Raw genomic sequence first — 15,790 nt, 5'->3', positions numbered from 1 at the left:
GGTGAGATTATTCGCCGAGGAAAGCAAGGGCAATCCGGGCGTACGGGCATCCTGCCCGTTCTTGAACCGCCGCGCTTGTAGAAAGGAAGGAACGGGCAGGATGCCTGTGCACCCGGATTTATTCGTGCAGCCCAGGCGCCTCGTGCCCGGTGCGCGCGACATATTCGCTATAGCCGCCGCCATATTGGTGGATGCCTTCGGGCGTCAGCTCCAGCACGCGGTTGGAGAGCGCCGCCAGGAAGCGGCGGTCATGCGAGACGAACAGCATCGAGCCCTCGAACTGCGAGAGCGCCTGGATCAGCATCTCCTTGGTGGCCATGTCGAGATGGTTGGTCGGCTCGTCCAGCACCAGGAAGTTCGGCGGGTCGTAGAGCATCTTGGCCATCACAAGCCGGGCCTTCTCGCCGCCCGAGAGCACACGACAGCGCTTCTCCACATCGTCGCCCGAGAAGCCGAAGCAGCCGGCCAGCGCCCTCAGCGAGCCCTGGCCAGCCTGCGGGAAGGAATCCTCCAGGGTTTCGAAGATGGTGCGCTCGCCGTCGAGAAGGTCCATGGCGTGCTGGGCGAAATAGCCCATCTTCACGCTGCCGCCCTGGGTGACCGAGCCCGTATCGGGCTCCGCCGTGCCTGCGATCAGCTTCAGCAGCGTCGACTTGCCGGCGCCGTTGACGCCCATCACGCACCAGCGCTCCTTGCGGCGCACCTGGAAGTTCAGGCCCTCATAGATGCTGCGCGCACCATAGCTCTTGTGGACGTTCTTGAGGCTGACCACATCCTCGCCCGAGCGCGGGGCGGGCTGGAACTCGAACACGATGGTCTGGCGCCGGCGGGGCGGCTCGACCTTCTCGATCTTCTCGAGCTTCTTGACCCGGCTCTGCACCTGTGCGGCATGGGAGGCGCGCGCCTTGAAACGTTCGATGAACTTGATCTCCTTGGCGAGCATGGCCTGCTGGCGCTCGAACTGGGCCTGCTGCTGCTTCTCGTTGAGCGCGCGCTGCTGCTCGTAGAATTCATAGTCGCCCGAATAGGTGTTGAGCGAGCCGCCATCGATCTCGACCACCTTGGAGACGATGCGGTTCATGAACTCGCGATCATGCGAGGTCATTAGCAGGGCGCCCTCATAGCCTTTGAGGAACCCTTCCAGCCAGATCAGGCTTTCGAGATCGAGATGATTGCTCGGCTCGTCGAGCAGCATGGCATCGGGGCGCATCAGGAGGATGCGGGCGAGCGCCACACGCATCTTCCAGCCGCCGGAGAGGGCGCCGACATCGCCGTCCATCATCGCCTCGCTGAAGCTGAGGCCGGCCAGTACCTCGCGCGCACGGCCTTCCAGCGCATAGCCGTCGAGTTCCTCGAAGCGGCCCTGCACCTCGCCATAGCGCATGACGATCTCGTCCATCTCGTCCATGCGATCGGGATCGGCCATGGCGGTTTCCAGCGCCTTCAACTCGGCCGCCACCTCGCTCACCGGTCCGGCGCCGTCCATCACCTCGGCAACGGCGCTGCGGCCCGCCATCTCGCCGACATCCTGGCTGAAATAGCCGATGGTCACGCCGCGATCGACGGCGACCCGGCCCTCATCGGGCTCTTCTTCGCCGGTGATCATGCGGAAAAGCGTGGTCTTGCCGGCGCCGTTCGGTCCGACGAGCCCGGCTTTCTCACCCTTCAGGAGCGATGCGGAGGTCTCGATGAAGAGGAGGTGGTTGCCGTTCTGCTTGGAGATGTTTTCGAGGCGAATCATGGATGCCGGAAGCCGATGGGAGTTGCGGGGCTCTTTAAGCGATGCTCCGCACGGGGGAAAGGGCGGCGACCGCTATCGCTCGGTCGGCCCGTCCCCATATCTCCCGAGGGTGTGACGGGCCGATGTCGCCAGCCCTGTCCTTACACGCCGAGCCAACGCAGGCCGCCGGGCAGTCCCACCGCCGCGAAGTCGACCTGCAGCACGCGCCGGCGCCGCGGTTGGCTGGCGGCCTCCGAGGCATGCAGGATCGGTGTCGCATAGAGCCAGACGTCGCCGCGCCCGGCGAGGCAGGCCACGCTGCCGCATTCGGCCACCACCCTCGGCACTTCGCTCTCCGCGATGCGGCCGCGCCGATGCGAGCCGGGTGCGACCAGCAGCGGCGCGTTGGTGGCGGGCACGGCATCGAGATGGGCGCGCAACGTCACTATGCCGGCAAGGATATCGATCGGTGGCGCGACATGCTGCATGCCGTTCTTTATCGACCAGGGGCCAAAGCCTTCCACCTCGCGGCGCTCGGCCACGGCGATGGTGCGGTCCTGGTGCCAGGCGAGCGACCAGTTGGTCGCCGCCGTCTTGCGAACAGCACGGCGCGCACGGCCCGGCAGTTCTCCCCCAGAAAGGTGGAGGCGATAAGGCCGAGCGCTCCCGACGGCGTCAGGAAGGGCTGAAGGGCGGAAAGGCCGTGCAGCCGCAGGCCCGCCTGTTCGTCCGGCAGGCCCGCGAGTGCGGCCTCGAGGCGAGCGAGATCGGCCTCGTCGAGAGCCGACGGGAAGTGTTGCGCGCCGTGTATGCCGATGGTCATCGCATCGGCTTCAGGCGGGGCGGGGAAATCCATATCAGGATTTGGCTTCGGTGAGCGTCTCGCGCTGGCGGAGCAGGCGTTCGAGTTCCGCCTCCTGCTCGGCGATGCGCTCGGCGCCGAGGTCGTCATCGCCGGCGCCCGAATAGGCGGCAGCCTGTTCGACCAGCTCGCGCAGGTTCTCCCGGAGGACGGCGATGCGGGCGTCGAGTTCGTCGAAGTCGGACATGGCGGTCTCTTGGCAATAAGGAATCAGGCGCGGGACGGGACATTGGCGAAGAGCGGCCCGAGCCCCTCGGCGATGGTGAGGTGGACGATAACGGCATCGCGCAGCCTGGTATAGGGCAAGCTACCCAGCATAGCTGTCTGTATGACAGCGGCGATCTCGCCGGCTTCCGAACCGATCATGGTGAAGCCGAGAATGCTGTCGTCCTCGCTGCTCACCAGCGCTTTCATGAAGCCCTGCGTCTCGCCGGTCGCCTCGGTGCGCAGCACGTTGTGCATCGGCAGGCGCGCCACGCGCACCGGGATATTGCGCTTTTGTGCCTCGCCCTCGCTCAGGCCCACGCGGGCGAGCGGCGGATCGGTGAACATCACATAGGGGATCAGCCGATCGTCGGTGCGGCGGTTGCCGCCGGCCATATTGTCGCGCACGATGCGAAAATCGTCGACAGAGACCTGCGTGAATTGCGGGCTGCCGGCGCCTTCGCCGATGGCCCACACGCCGGGCGCCGTGGTCTCCAGGCGCTCGGTCACGCGGATGAAGCCGCGGGCGTCGAGCTCGATGCCGGCAAGGTCGAGGCCGATATCGGCGGTGTTCGGCACCCGTCCGACAGCCACGAGTAGGTCGCTGCCCTCGATGCGCTGCCGGCCAGCCGGCGTCTCAACGACCACCGTCACCTCATCGCCTGACAGGCCGCGAACCTCGACCGGCTTGGCGCCCAGCAAGACCTCGATGCCCTCGCGGGCCAGGATGGCCTGCATCTCCCTGGCAACGTCGCCATCCTCCCGGCCCATCAGCTGGGTGCCGGGCTCGATTACCGTGACGCGGCTGCCGAAGCGGCGATAGGCCTGCGCCATTTCGATGCCGACATAGCCCCCACCCAACACGATGAGGTGCGAGGGGAGATAATCGAGCTCGAGCGCTTCGATATGGGTGAGGGCCCGGGCCGCCTCCAAGCCTGGTATCACCGGGATGGCGGCATGGGTACCGATATTGACCACGACCTGGCTGCCTTCGAGCAGGCGCGTGCCGCCTTCGTTGAGCTGCACCTCGATGGTGCGGGGCGCCACGAAGCGGCCGCTGCCCATGATCAGCTCGGCGCCACTCTCCTGATAGGCGTTGAGATGGAACGCGATCTCGGCTTCGACCATCGCCTGCTTGCGCTGGCGCACCTTGGCCATGTCGGTGGAGACAGGGCCGGTGTTGGTGCCGTATTCGCCGGCATGCTGCACAGTGTGGGCGACGTGAGCGCTCCACACTTCGTTCTTGCTCGGCAGGCAGGCGACGGCGGGGCAGGAACCGCCGACCCAGCGGCGTTCGACCACGGCAACCCTCTGACCGGAGCGGGCAAGGTGCCAGGCCAGCAATTTGCCGCCCTGGCCGCTGCCGAGGATCAAGGTGTCGAAATGTTCAGGCTGTGCCATGGGACTCTCCTGTGCCGCAATGCCGATGGGAGAAGTGGTATGAGAAGAGTTCGAGCTTGTTAATGCCAGTATAGCTCACTAATATGCTCATTCGTCTCAATCGGAGCATAGCCCGATGGATTGGCTGAGTCACCTTCTGGCCATGGTGCCGGTGAGCGGGCGCCTCGATCTGCGCTGCCTCTATGGCGCGCCCTGGCGCATCGACCAGGCGGCGGCCGAGCCGGGGGCGATCGCCTATCACGCGGTGCTGGCCGGCTCGGCGATCATCGAGGATCCGGAGGGAGGCCCACCACATCGCTTGCTTGCCGGCGACATCCTGCTGTTGCCGTCAGGCCTTGCGCACACGCTGCACGATGGGGGAGGCGCGGCCCCGGTGCCGGCCCATAGCCGCCTGGCCCTGAACTTCATCTTCAGCGAGAATGACGGGCCTGGCGAGAGGCTGGATATGCTGTGCGGCCACTTCATCACCTCGCTCCAGCACAATCGCATGCTGCGGCATTATCTGCCGCCCCTCCTGGTGGTGCGCGGTGCAAGAGATCCGGCCGCGACCGGCAAGAGCACCGCCGGCGTTCAGGTGGGCGGCCTGGTCACGCTGATGCGGGTCGAGACGGACGGCGAGACTCTCGGCGGGCGCGCCATGCTCAACGCCTTTTCGGCCGCCCTGTTCACGCTGGCCCTGCGGCTCGCCAGCGAGGGCGAGGAGCCGCCGGCCGGCCTGCTCGCGCTCGCCGGCCATCCCCGCCTGGCACCCGCGCTCTCCGCGATGTTCCAGGAACCGGCCCGACCCTGGACGCTTCCTGAGTTGGCGCACCTGTGCCACATGTCCCGGGCCACGCTGGCGCGCCATTTCCAGGAAAGCCTCGGCCGCTCCGCCGCCGATCTCCTGCTCGACATCCGCATGACGCGGGCGGCCAACGAACTGAAGAAGCCGATGCAATCCACGGCAGCCGTCGCCGAACTCGTCGGCTATCACTCGGAGGCTGCCTTCCAGCGCGTGTTCAAGCAGCAGATGGGCGTGACCCCGGCGCGATGGCGCCTGACGGCGCGTGCAGCCGATTAGGGGGGAGGGTCACCTTACTCGTGTCCGCCTTGCAGATCGCATTGCGAAACTTCACCCTTTGCAAGAACACAGCGAAGGGAGCACGTGGGAGGCGCATGCGCCTCCCACGTGCGATTGTTTTGGCCAGGCGCCAGCGGTGTTAGCCGTGCAGCTTGTTGGCGACCTCGGCGACCTTTCGGCCCTGGTAGCGTGCTCCGGTCAGTTCGTTCGCGGTCGGCATGCGCGAGCCATCGCCGCCGGCGATCGTCGTAGCGCCGTATGGCGATCCGCCGGTGATCTCGTCGAGCGTCATCTGCCCGGCGTGGCCATAGTCGAGGCCGACGACCACCATGCCGAAATGCAGGAGATTGGTGATGATCGAGAATAGGGTCGTTTCCTGTCCGCCATGTTGCGTGGCGGTCGAGGAGAATGCGCCGCCGACCTTTCCGTGCAGCGCCCCTCGCATCCAAAGGCCACCTGCCTGGTCGAGGAAATTGGCCATTTGCGACGACAGCCGCCCGAACCTGGTCCCCGTGCCCACGATGATTGCGTCGTACTCGGCAAGGTCATTGATCGTCGCGACCGGAGCGGCCTGATCGACTTTGTAGTGGGAGGCGCGTGCAACTTCGTCGGGTACGAGTTCGGGGACGCGTTTGATATCGACCTGTGCACCGGTTTCCCGGGCTCCCTCGGCGACGGCCTGCGCCATTGCCTCGATATGGCCGTATGACGAGTAATATAGGACCAGAACTTTCGACATGGCTTTCTCCTCTCACAAATAATGCGGTCGACATCTCATTCTAGAGGACATCGGCTATGACGAGATCTGCATTTTCGATTGCCGGGATGGCAAGAATGCCGACGCCTTTAATTGCGGCGCGACGGACGGTCCCAACAACGCAGAAATGGTATACTTTTTTGCTCCGCGCGTTTGTAACTCCATGGGCAATTCTCGGAGGCATTTTTCCATCTGTGCTCGCTGTTCCGACGCTATCGGGGGACACAGCAGGTTCCGCTTCAAATAACTGTAAGGACAGCAATTCAATTTAGAAATAGAAACTGTCGAAACCAATGGTGCATGAGGCTCCGTCGCTGCGGGACTTTCTTGCTGCCTTCCCCAGGATCTCGATCGATCTGCATTTGAGCGAGGCGATGACCGATGTGATCGGGGAAGGTTTCGACGCTGCGATCAGCGCTCTACGTCGGGCGCTCGCCTACCAGCCAATCGATCAGATCGGATACGCCGGCTTTTGCGTCTGCCCGTGCCGGGCAGATGGCGTAGTAGCCGTATCCGCTTTCAATAATACGCGGGAAGGGAGTGACGAGCGCGCCGCTTTCCAGATCTTGTCGCGCGAGATGCAGGTCACCCATAGTCACACCATAACCACTCGCCGCAGCCGTCATCGCAAAATCCTGGGTGTCGAATATCTGGTTTCGGGCCCCCGTTATTTGATAGGCGCCTTCGGCCTGCAGCCAGAGCGCCCAGTCGCTCTGGCGCGGGTTGGAGTGCAGCAGCACGCAGTTGGCCAGGCTCGCGATCCGCGCGGGCTCGCCGAGCGAGCCGGCAAGCTCAGGCGAGCACATGGGGGTGAGTTTTTCAGGCAAAAGCAACTCGACACGCATGCCGGGCCAATGGCCGTTGCCATAGGTGATCAGCAGATCGATGCCTCCGGTCCCGAAGACCGGGCGGGCGAACCAGGCGGTGTCGATCGTGATGTTCAGATTCTCGTGGTGGTCATGAAGATCCGTCAGCCGTGGAAGAAGCCAGCGCCGCGCGAAGGTGGGGGGCATGCGCACCGTGAGAGACCGTCCCTTCTTCCGGGTTGCCTCGAAGGAGTTGCGGAGCGAGATGAGCAATCCGTTGACAATCGGAACGATCGCTTCTCCCTGCTCGGTGAGAACCACCTTGCGGGTGTGGCGTTGGAAAAGACTGCATCCGAAATAATGCTCGAGCTGCTGTATTTGACGGCTGATGGCGCTCTGGCTGAGATTGAGCTCGGATGCAGCCAAGGTGAAACTGCCGGTTTCCGCGACGACGGAAAAGGTTTGCAGAGTCTGCAACGGCGGCATTCGATTGGGCTGCAGTGCCGGTCTCAACGTCGTTCTCCGCGATGGCTTGTCATTGGACAGGCACTGTTGCGAAGGTAAAGCAGGTCTTCCGGTGTCACTCAAGCAAGGTGCGCAACTCGTCGGCGGCGCGCCGCACCTGACAGGGGGCCGTGCCGCCGCGATGGCTGCGGCAGGCGACCGAACCTTCGGTCGTCAGCACGTCCTTCACATTGTCCGAAATGACGGGGGCGAACGCCTGCAGGGCCGCAAGCGGCATCTCGGAAAGCGTGGCGTAGCCCCGATCTCTCGCCGCAGCGACGATCGCCGCCACGGCATGGTGGGCATCCCGGAATGGCAGGCCGGCCCGTACGAGATAATCGGCCAGGTCGGTTGCAGTCGAATAGCCTTGCTCGGCGGCAGCCCGCATTCTTTCAGTCCTGACCTTGATCGTCGGCAGCATCTGGGCCGTGACAGCCACCGCGCCACGCACATTCTCGAGTGTGTCCGTGAGCGGCGGTTTGGACTCCTGCTGGTCCTTGTTGAAGGCCAGGGGCTGCGATTTCATCAAGGCGGCCGATGTGGCCAGGTTGCCGATCGCGCGCGCCGCCTTGCCACGGATGAGTTCGGCGAGATCCGGGTTGCGTTTCTGCGGCATGATCGAGGATCCCGTGCAGAACTGGTCGCCGACCTCGATGAAATCGAACATCGGGGTGCACCACAGGATGACTTCTTCGGCAAAACGCGACAGGTGGCCCATGATGATCGCACCGGCCGCGCAGATATCAACGACGTAGTCGCGGTCGGAGACGGCATCGAGCGAATTGCGGAAAGCGCGTGAAAAGCCAAGCTCCCGCGCGCTGAAGTCGGGATCGATCGGATAGCTCGTTCCAGCAAGCGCCGCCGCGCCGAGCGGAGAGACGTTGAGACGCTCACGCGCCTGGCCGACGCGCTCGAGATCGCGAAGGAACATCTCCGCATAAGCCATCATGTGATGGCCGAACGTCACGGGCTGGGCGACCTGAAGATGTGTGAAGCCCGGCATGATCGCGTCCGCATGACGCTCGGCGAGATCGATAAAGGCGAGGATCAACGCCTTGAGTTCATCGCCAAGCGCATCGAGTTCCGTTCTGGCGTAGAGGCGGATATCGGTCGCGACTTGATCATTGCGTGAACGGGCGGTGTGCAACTTCTTGCCGGCCTCGCCAATCAGCGTGGTCAGCCGGCTCTCGACGTTCATATGGACGTCCTCGAGCTCCTTTTTCCACTGGAAGGCACCAGAACGCATCTCCTCGGCGATGGTGTCGAGGCCGTTCTGGATGGCATCGTGCTCCAGGGGCGTCAGCACCCCGGCGCGGGCGAGCATCCGGGCGTGAACTTTGGAGCCTGCGATATCATGAAGTGCGAGGCGCTTGTCCTGGTCGAGGCATTCGTGAAAGTCGCGAAAGTCGGTCGAGACGGCTTCCTTGAAGAGCGGCGACCATGTTGCGTTCGAGGCGGTGGCCATTGTCATCTCACGGTTTGAGCAGATCGATAAGCGGGCGGATGTCGGCGATGGAGTCGATGTCGAGGATCATGTCGCGGAGCGCGGTCACACGCGCCTCCGGCAGAACGGCGTGGGCGAGATCCGTGTATTTGGCGAGAATGCGCTCATTGCTCAGTGGGTTGAGAGGCCCGCCCAGGGGGTGTTCCACCGTCGCGGCGAAGCTTCGGCCATCATGGGCGCGAATTTCCACAGAAGGCTCGTCCTCGTCCCGCATCGCATCGTTGATCCGAACGGTCTGCCTGTTCAGCCATTTGTCGATCGCCGGATTGCGCCAGGCGCCTTCCTCGAGTTCCGCGAGGGAGACCTTGCCATAGTGAAGGCGCGCGGCGACCGCGTAGGGGAGGCTCATCTGCGCCTGTGCCCGCGAGCCCAAGCTCTTGTGACCGCACATGCCGAATTGGAAGCCGCTCATGTCGATGGTGAGCGAAGCGACGTCCGAACTCGTCAAGCCATTCCCTGACAGCAGATGATCGACGGCGTCGATGGCCGAATGCGTGCCGCGGCACGTTGCGTGCGGCTTGATGGAGCAACGGTTGAGCCGCCAGTCTTGGCCGAACTCATGACACAGTACCTCCGGCACGGCCCGGTGGTCTCCAAAGGTCTGGAAGAAGCTGCCCCAGGCCTTCGCGTCAAGAGCCGAACGGGGGCCCGCGAAGCCGGCCCTGGCGAGCCGCGCCGCGATCAGGCCGCCTTCGGCCGCGCGTCCCGCATGAAGTTTCTTGGCCGGCCCGCCATCATGGATGAAGGCCCAGGTGCCGCCGGAATAGGAGAGCGCACAACCGAGCGCCGAGGCGATACGGTCTTCGTCCAGCCCCATCAGCGTCGCCACGGCTGCCGCCGCGCCGAAGGTTCCGCAAGTGCCGGTGGAATGCCAGCCATTGCCATTGTGGGCCTCATAGCCCCCGGTGGCTTCCAGAACACGGCGTCCCACCTCATATCCCAGAAGGACGGATTTGAGGAAAAGGCGACCATCAACCGGCGAATTGCTCGTCTCGAGCGCTGCGATGACGGCAGGCAGCACGACCGCGCCGGAGTGATCGCAACCGCCGGAGTCGTCGAGTTCGAAGGCGTGGGCCGAAACGCCGTTGACGAAGGCTGCGGTGCGGGCGTCCGCCTTGAGCGGCAGTCCCCAGACGCACGCCTCTCCGGTTGTCTTGTTCAGCCCCGAGGCCTCAATCACGAGCTTCGTCTCGATGGAAGTAGAGCCCGCTATCGAAACCCCGATTGTATCCAGGATGTGGAGCCTGGCTTTCCCGATCGTGGCTTCAGGAAAATCGGAGAAGTCCGTCGCCGCGATCTTGCCGGCAAATGCGACCAGAATAGTCTCAGCCATCGATGGGTGGCTCCCGTCGATAGGCTTCGAAGACCTGGATCGGATGGTCGTCTTCAATCGGGAGCCCGAAGCGCCGCTGGCGTTCGGCGATCTCGGCCCCGGTGGCTATCCAGACGTCGTCGAAGCTCAGGATATGACGGAGGAGATCCTCGACCAGCGAGATGCGTCCTGGTGTCCCGCTCCATTCCGGTCGAAGCTGGATCACGTAGCACAGGCCGAAACGGCGATAGGCGTCGAACTCGGCGATCCAGTTGTGCAGGACGCCTTCGTAGTCGGGTATCCGGCCCAGGCCCTTCGGGAAGGCGGGCGTGAAATTGAACTGGAAATAGGGCCGGTCCTCGAGCTCGACGTGAAGCGGAATTTCGACGAGGCCGGAGGGATGGGTGTAGGGGACGTCGTCGCCATTGAGGCTTGCCGACCAGCCATAGCCTGCCTGCAGCAGGACCTTGTCGAACCCCGGCGGCCAATTGCCCAGCGGCAGGCGAAAGCCGCTGGTTTCCCTTGCTGCCAGCGCGCTCAGCACATCCCTGGAGCGCCGGAGGTTTTCGAGCGATTGGGCTGACGAATGCGCATCATAGGGGTCAAAGGAAAGGCCGGCGCTTGCGATCTCGTGTCCCGCGGAGGCGATGCTCCGCGTGAGGCCGGCGTGGCGATCGGCCACCTCCGCGGTCAGAAACCAGCTGGTCTTGACGTCGAGGGTTGCGAAGGCTCGGCAAAGACGCTCAACGCCGCGCGCCGCGCCATACTGCCAGACGGAGAAGCTTTTCGATCTGTTGGCAAGATCCGGCTCTGCCGCCACCGCATCGGCCCCATCGTCGAACAGAGCTGCCACCATGACGGCGCAGCTTTTGCCTTCCGGCCAAATTGTCCGCCGTTGCGCGTTCATGCCGTCAGCTTTCGGGTATCAGTCTGAGAATGGTGCTCGATCCACCACCGGGCGATGTCGCCCAGGCGCGCCGTCCAGACGGCGTCACCCTTGCCCCGGATCGCCTTGAACAGACCCTCGAGGATCGAAAGGCGCCCCGGCTTGGCGCAGACCTTCGGATGCAGGATCGTTGTCCAGCAGAGCCCTTCGCGGTGATAGCCTTCAAATTCCGCGCGCCAATTGCGCTCGACGGCGCGATAGTCGGAAATACGGTCGAGCCCGATCGGGAAATCCGGTGCCTCGGTGTAGGCGAGGGCCGTATAGTCATCGATGTCCCAGCGTGCCGGGATCTCGACGAGCCCAACGCCTTTGTCGGAGGGGTGGAAATAGGGACGGTCGTCGCCACGCATGGAACTCGAATAGACAACGCCGAAATTATCAAGAAGTGCGGCCGTCTCATGGCTCCAGTCGCCGGACGGTGTTCTGAAGCCGATAGGCGTCACGCCGAGCCGATCGCGGAAAATCCGACGCGATCGCTCCATGGTGTCCAATTGCTGCTTCACGCTGAGGTCGATGAAAACCTCATGGCGATGTCCGTGATATCCGACCTCATGACCTTCGGCGACAATGCGTTCGCATCGTTCGGGCCAGTGTTGAACGACCCAGGTTGGGATGAAGAAGGTGGCCTTGAGGTCGTAGGCTGCCAGCAGGTCGAGCAATCTCGGTAGCGCGCGCCACGGGCCGTAGGATCCTTGCGTGAAGTAGCGGGGATTGGAGAGCAGCGAACCGTCGAGCATCGCGTCTCCCGTCGGGCCGTCGAGATCGAAGGCAAGGGCGGCGGCGGATTGTCTTCCGGCCGGCCAAAGCGTGTGGGTGGAAGGAGCTGGCTGCGACATGTATGCGAGTATCTTTCGCGATATCTCCGCGCCCGGTGGAAACCGGGCGCGGGTTTTCAAGGCAAAGGCTTTCCGTCCCGACCGAACGGCCGGTTGAAAATCGTGAGCATTCGGAAAGGCTTGAAGGCGCTTTTTTGCTTATTTCACGCCGTTGATGACGGCCTTCGGCACTGCGTTATGCACCAGGCCCCACTTCTTGAGCATGGCGTCGTAGGAGCCGTCCTTGATCAGTTCGTCCAGGGCGCCGGCCACCGCATCGCGAAGACCCGTATTGTCCTTCTTGAAGCCCATCCCGAAGGTATCGTTGCTGAGCAGCGGGTCGCCGACGAGCTGGTAGGTGTCGGGCTCAAGGTGGATCTGGTAGGCGATCGTTTCGATACCCTGCACCACGGCGTCGTAGCGGCCCTGCTTCATGCCGAGACGGGCAGCGTTGGAATCGGCGGTTCCTTCGAACTTGATCGCCGGTTTGCCTTTGCCCACGCAGTTGGCGTCGCTCCAGCTCGTCACATTCTCGCCGAAGGAGGTGGAACGGCTGCCTGCGACGGTCTTGCCGCAGAAGTCCGTCGTCTGCTTGTACTGGTCTGCGTTGGCCTTCATCGTGAAGAGGATCGGACCGCTCGTGATGTAGTCGACGAAATCCATGCTGGCCTGACGTTTCGTATTGTCGCTCATGCCGGAGATGATCATGTCACCGCGTCCGGTCTGAAGCCCGCTCTGGAGTTCCTGGAAGGCGGAGGTGACGAACAAGACATTGAGATTGAGCTTCTTGGCGATGGCGTTGATCAGGTCGACATCGAAGCCGTCCAGCGTGCCCTGATCGGGATTGACGAATTCCATGGGCGGATAGATCGGGTTGGTCAGAACGCGAAGCTCATGCTCGTTGATGAGGTTGAGCTTGGTTTGTGCGGCCGCCGTACCGGCTGCAAGAAGGGCGGCGGCCGAGACGGCTATGCGAATAAATTTCATGACATTCTCCTCTTGAAGGCTGTTCTTGGTTTTCAGAGCACCGCAGAAATGAAATTTTTCACTCTGGGATTTTGGGGATTTTCGAGTATTTCGGTGGGCATTCCGGTTTCGACGATGCGGCCTGCATCCATGAACACCACCCGGTCAGCCACCTCGCGGCAGAAGCCGAGTTCGTGCGTGACGACGATCATGGTGGTTCCCGAGGCTGCAAGTTCCTTCATCACGCCCAGCACCTCGCCGACCAGTTCCGGATCAAGCGCGGAGGTCGGTTCGTCGAACAGCATCGCTTTCGGCTTCATCGCGAGTGCGCGGGCGATTGCCACGCGCTGCTGCTGACCGCCCGACAATTCGCCTGGATAGGCGTGCGTCTTGTGGGCGAGGCCAACGCGCTTGAGCAGGGTCTTGGCTTCACTGATGCATTCGGCCTTCAGGCGTTTCTGCACGCCCACCGGCCCTTCGATGATGTTCTGCAGCACCGTCTTGTGGGGGAAGAGAAGAAACCGCTGGAAGACCATGCCGACCAATTGTCGTTGGCGCGCGATCTCCCGATCGCTCAACGGGTAGAGCTTGTCGCCGTCACGGCGGTAGCCGACGATTTCGCCATCGACCGTGACATAGCCGCCGTCGATGCTTTCAAGCTGGTTGATGCAGCGCAGGAAAGTGCTCTTGCCCGAGCCGGAGGGACCGATGATGCAGACGACCTCGCCTTTGGCGATCGAGAAGTCGATATCCTGCAGGACGTGGAAGGAGCCGAAATATTTCTGCAGGCCGTGAGTGGTGATCAGGGCGTCCATCACGCGGCCTCCTCGGTGAGGGGCTGCTGAGCCGTTTGCGCAGCGTTCCGGTGACCGCCCCAGCCTTTGGAGAAATGACGCTCGACGAAGACCTGGCCGATGGAAAGCACGGTGACCACGACCATGTACCAAATCGCGGCAACGATCAGCAGTTCGATGACACGGGAATTGACGTAGTAGATATCCTCGACACTTCTGAGCACTTCGGCATATTGAATGACGCTGGCGAGCGACGTGAGCTTGACCATACCAATGGTTTCGTTCCCGATAGGTGGAACGATTACGCGCATGGCTTGGGGCAGAACGATCTTCAGCATCGAGCGCAATGGCGTCATTCCGATTGAAAGGGCGGCTTCAGCCTGGCCCTTGTCGATGGAAAGAATGCCGGCGCGCACCACTTCGGCCGTATAGGCGCCTTGCTGAATACCCAGACCAAGGAAGGCGGCAACGAAGGGCGTCATGACGTCCACGGTTCTCAACGAGAAGAGACCCGGGATCCCGATCGTGGGGAAAATCAGCGCAAGATTGAACCAGAGCAGCAGTTGCAGAAGCGCCGGCGTGCCCCGGAACAGCCATATGTAGCCAATCGAGACATTCCTTAGCACCGGATTGGCCGACATGCGCATGATGGCGGCGATCACACCGAGCACGATGCCGAGCGCCATCGCGCAAAAGGTCATGATGATGGAGTTGACAACGCCTGCAAGGACACTCGGGGAGAAGAGATTGCCGCCGACATAGCTCCACGCGATGTCACCGACCCAGAAGGCCCTGACCAGCAGGAGAAGCAGGACAATGAAAACGACGGCGAGAATTTTCGTGCCGATTCTTCGTCGTGGCACGATGATAAATCGACCCGACCCGGCGCTTTCGATATCGCCCATGAAGATGGTTCCCCGAAGCCTGAACGTCTCACTCTTATTTTGATGAGGGAGAGCCTAGCCGTGGGAGCACAGTTGCCGCAAACGAGATATGGACATCCGATTGATTACAGATTTGCATAAATCGGAGGTTTCGCCGCCCTCGCGGGAGAGTGAGCTGAGCGGCCGCTCTGGAACGACCGGCGTTGGCCGATGCCGGACACCTGCAGCCCGATTCTGGGCGTCCGAACTACGCCCGAGTCGGCCATTCGATCCTGCATTGGGCGCAAATCCGCATTCATCATGCCTGCGACGAAGATCACCAAGGGGTCAGATACAGACCCGGTGCCCGGCTTTGTTATGGAGTGGGGGAAAATGGCGCGCCGGATAAGATAAAACTGGGCACTCTTATGTTATTATTTTTGCTCAATAATTTCAAACTGACGGGCGGCGAGACTAAACATCTGGCTAGTGAGCAACAAATCTCCCATCGACCGGCGGTGCGACGCCTAGGATAGAACTCGCCCCTGGGCCGCACAGCCATAACACCGTGACTGCGACCTCTTTAGGTCTACCTACTGCAATATCCCGGCGTCATGAACTACGACCAGATGTTCGACCACCTCAGGGGGAAGGCGAAGGGCTATGCGGACACTGTGGCCGACGACTATTCGTGCTCGACCTTCATGGGCGCCCTTGGCTCTATCGCCGGTGGCGCGATAGGCGGCTTTACCATCCGCGACCCGATGAACCTGGCTACGCTCGCCTTGGGAGGAGCCGGCAAGACAGTAGTTGCCAAGGTTACGTCTGAAATGGGCGTCAACGCGGTGTCGCAGGCCGTCGAGCTTACGACGGGCTCATGCGAAAACCAGAAGCTGCTTGGACAGGCCCCAACAGACATGCAGATGGCCGAACCGGTCGTTGGCGCCGGTATCGGCGCTGGGGCTGGCATCCTGCGAACTGGCGGTGAAGACGTGGCGGCCGGTTTCCGCGCTATTGCGCAGCGCTTTGGCGCCAAGGCGCCCGACGTCGCCGCGCTGCCGCCTCGCCCTTCTGCATTCGACACCGCAGCAAAGAAGGCGGCCACCATAACCGGCGCTCGAGGCCCACACGGCAAGGTCGATATCACAGTGAAGTCAAAGGACAACCCTGTGGGTGTCAAATCGAACGACAGTCCTCTCTTCCGCGAAATCAAGGTCGATCGCGGGCCTCGAATGGAAATCTAAAAAGAAAGCCCGGCAAAAGCCGGGCCTCAACG

General features: G+C 62.7%; 15 protein-coding genes. 2 read left to right on the top strand and 13 right to left on the bottom strand.

Features of this window, described 5'->3' with window-relative positions; genetic code table 11:
• Positions 1 to 118 precede the first annotated feature (118 nt).
• The 4 genes from QQL24_RS12880 to QQL24_RS12865 form a co-directional block, all read right to left on the bottom strand.
• Complete coding sequence (locus QQL24_RS12880; protein WP_284312511.1) at positions 119 to 1,741, bottom strand: ABC-F family ATP-binding cassette domain-containing protein; 1,623 nt, start codon at positions 1,739 to 1,741, stop codon at positions 119 to 121.
• Positions 1,742 to 1,881: 140 nt separating this feature from the next.
• Positions 1,882 to 2,346, bottom strand: a complete 465-nt coding sequence (locus QQL24_RS12875) for a phytanoyl-CoA dioxygenase family protein (protein ID WP_284312608.1) — start codon at positions 2,344 to 2,346, stop codon at positions 1,882 to 1,884.
• A gap of 231 nt (positions 2,347 to 2,577) precedes the next feature.
• Positions 2,578 to 2,769, bottom strand: a complete 192-nt coding sequence (locus QQL24_RS12870; protein WP_284312510.1) for a hypothetical protein — start codon at positions 2,767 to 2,769, stop codon at positions 2,578 to 2,580.
• Between the two features lie 23 nt (positions 2,770 to 2,792).
• Positions 2,793 to 4,187 (bottom strand): FAD-dependent oxidoreductase, encoded by a 1,395-nt coding sequence (locus QQL24_RS12865; protein WP_284312509.1) that lies wholly within the window; start codon positions 4,185 to 4,187, stop codon positions 2,793 to 2,795.
• Between the two features lie 115 nt (positions 4,188 to 4,302).
• Here QQL24_RS12865 and QQL24_RS12860 point away from each other — a divergent pair, with 115 nt between their 5' ends.
• Positions 4,303 to 5,247, top strand: a complete 945-nt coding sequence (locus QQL24_RS12860) for a cupin domain-containing protein (protein WP_284312507.1) — start codon at positions 4,303 to 4,305, stop codon at positions 5,245 to 5,247.
• A gap of 139 nt (positions 5,248 to 5,386) precedes the next feature.
• Here the strand turns inward: QQL24_RS12860 and wrbA are convergent, their stop codons facing one another.
• The 9 genes from wrbA to QQL24_RS12810 all read right to left on the bottom strand — a co-directional run bounded on the left by wrbA (position 5,387) and on the right by QQL24_RS12810 (position 14,556).
• On the bottom strand, positions 5,387 to 5,986 hold the full coding sequence (gene wrbA, locus QQL24_RS12855) for an NAD(P)H:quinone oxidoreductase (RefSeq protein WP_284312505.1): 600 nt from the start codon (positions 5,984 to 5,986) through the stop codon (positions 5,387 to 5,389).
• A gap of 437 nt (positions 5,987 to 6,423) precedes the next feature.
• Entirely contained in the window at positions 6,424 to 7,323 is a 900-nt protein-coding gene (locus QQL24_RS12845; RefSeq protein WP_284312504.1) for a LysR substrate-binding domain-containing protein, read from the bottom strand.
• A 67-nt stretch (positions 7,324 to 7,390) separates the two neighbouring features.
• Positions 7,391 to 8,779, bottom strand: a complete 1,389-nt coding sequence (gene argH / locus QQL24_RS12840; RefSeq protein ID WP_284312503.1) for an argininosuccinate lyase — start codon at positions 8,777 to 8,779, stop codon at positions 7,391 to 7,393.
• Positions 8,780 to 8,786: 7 nt separating this feature from the next.
• Positions 8,787 to 10,151, bottom strand: a complete 1,365-nt coding sequence (locus QQL24_RS12835) for an MmgE/PrpD family protein (protein ID WP_284312501.1) — start codon at positions 10,149 to 10,151, stop codon at positions 8,787 to 8,789.
• The gene (locus QQL24_RS12830; protein ID WP_284312500.1) at positions 10,144 to 10,986 is read right to left on the bottom strand and encodes a polysaccharide deacetylase family protein; all 843 of its coding nucleotides are present in this window, start codon (positions 10,984 to 10,986) and stop codon (positions 10,144 to 10,146) included. Before QQL24_RS12830 ends, QQL24_RS12835 begins: the two co-directional genes overlap by 8 nt.
• A gap of 47 nt (positions 10,987 to 11,033) precedes the next feature.
• Positions 11,034 to 11,912, bottom strand: a complete 879-nt coding sequence (locus tag QQL24_RS12825; protein WP_284312499.1) for a polysaccharide deacetylase family protein — start codon at positions 11,910 to 11,912, stop codon at positions 11,034 to 11,036.
• A 138-nt stretch (positions 11,913 to 12,050) separates the two neighbouring features.
• Complete coding sequence (locus tag QQL24_RS12820) at positions 12,051 to 12,878, bottom strand: ABC transporter substrate-binding protein (RefSeq protein WP_284312497.1); 828 nt, start codon at positions 12,876 to 12,878, stop codon at positions 12,051 to 12,053.
• Positions 12,879 to 12,910: 32 nt separating this feature from the next.
• Positions 12,911 to 13,672: an amino acid ABC transporter ATP-binding protein gene (locus tag QQL24_RS12815; RefSeq protein ID WP_284312496.1), complete on the bottom strand. Its 762-nt coding sequence runs from the start codon at positions 13,670 to 13,672 to the stop codon at positions 12,911 to 12,913.
• The gene (locus QQL24_RS12810; RefSeq protein ID WP_284312495.1) at positions 13,672 to 14,556 is read right to left on the bottom strand and encodes an amino acid ABC transporter permease; all 885 of its coding nucleotides are present in this window, start codon (positions 14,554 to 14,556) and stop codon (positions 13,672 to 13,674) included. Before QQL24_RS12810 ends, QQL24_RS12815 begins: the two co-directional genes overlap by 1 nt.
• A 572-nt stretch (positions 14,557 to 15,128) precedes the next feature.
• Between QQL24_RS12810 and QQL24_RS12805 the strand changes: the two genes are divergently transcribed.
• Entirely contained in the window at positions 15,129 to 15,758 is a 630-nt protein-coding gene (locus QQL24_RS12805; RefSeq protein ID WP_284312494.1) for a hypothetical protein, read from the top strand.
• The last annotated feature ends 32 nt before the right edge of the window (positions 15,759 to 15,790 follow it).

This window comes from Labrys miyagiensis (assembly GCF_030160835.1).
In the GTDB taxonomy this organism is placed as follows: domain Bacteria; phylum Pseudomonadota; class Alphaproteobacteria; order Rhizobiales; family Labraceae; genus Labrys; species Labrys miyagiensis.
The sequence above is the reverse complement of the archived record's forward strand: the minus strand, read 5'-3'. Positions and strand labels throughout refer to the sequence as shown.

Excerpts from the sequence above, each read along its gene's own strand:
- argH (WP_284312503.1), bottom strand. The coding sequence starts at position 8,779 with ATGGCCACCGCCTCGAACGCAACATGGTCGCCGCTCTTCAAGGAAGCC.
- QQL24_RS12820 (WP_284312497.1), bottom strand. The coding sequence starts at position 12,878 with ATGAAATTTATTCGCATAGCCGTCTCGGCCGCCGCCCTTCTTGCAGCC.
- QQL24_RS12880 (WP_284312511.1), bottom strand. The coding sequence starts at position 1,741 with ATGATTCGCCTCGAAAACATCTCCAAGCAGAACGGCAACCACCTCCTC.
- QQL24_RS12825 (WP_284312499.1), bottom strand. The coding sequence starts at position 11,912 with ATGTCGCAGCCAGCTCCTTCCACCCACACGCTTTGGCCGGCCGGAAGA.
- QQL24_RS12860 (WP_284312507.1), top strand. The coding sequence starts at position 4,303 with ATGGATTGGCTGAGTCACCTTCTGGCCATGGTGCCGGTGAGCGGGCGC.
- QQL24_RS12865 (WP_284312509.1), bottom strand. The coding sequence starts at position 4,187 with ATGGCACAGCCTGAACATTTCGACACCTTGATCCTCGGCAGCGGCCAG.
- QQL24_RS12830 (WP_284312500.1), bottom strand. The coding sequence starts at position 10,986 with ATGGTGGCAGCTCTGTTCGACGATGGGGCCGATGCGGTGGCGGCAGAG.
- QQL24_RS12870 (WP_284312510.1), bottom strand. The coding sequence starts at position 2,769 with ATGTCCGACTTCGACGAACTCGACGCCCGCATCGCCGTCCTCCGGGAG.
- wrbA (WP_284312505.1), bottom strand. The coding sequence starts at position 5,986 with ATGTCGAAAGTTCTGGTCCTATATTACTCGTCATACGGCCATATCGAG.
- QQL24_RS12805 (WP_284312494.1), top strand. The coding sequence starts at position 15,129 with ATGAACTACGACCAGATGTTCGACCACCTCAGGGGGAAGGCGAAGGGC.
- QQL24_RS12810 (WP_284312495.1), bottom strand. The coding sequence starts at position 14,556 with ATGGGCGATATCGAAAGCGCCGGGTCGGGTCGATTTATCATCGTGCCA.
- QQL24_RS12815 (WP_284312496.1), bottom strand. The coding sequence starts at position 13,672 with ATGGACGCCCTGATCACCACTCACGGCCTGCAGAAATATTTCGGCTCC.
- QQL24_RS12835 (WP_284312501.1), bottom strand. The coding sequence starts at position 10,151 with ATGGCTGAGACTATTCTGGTCGCATTTGCCGGCAAGATCGCGGCGACG.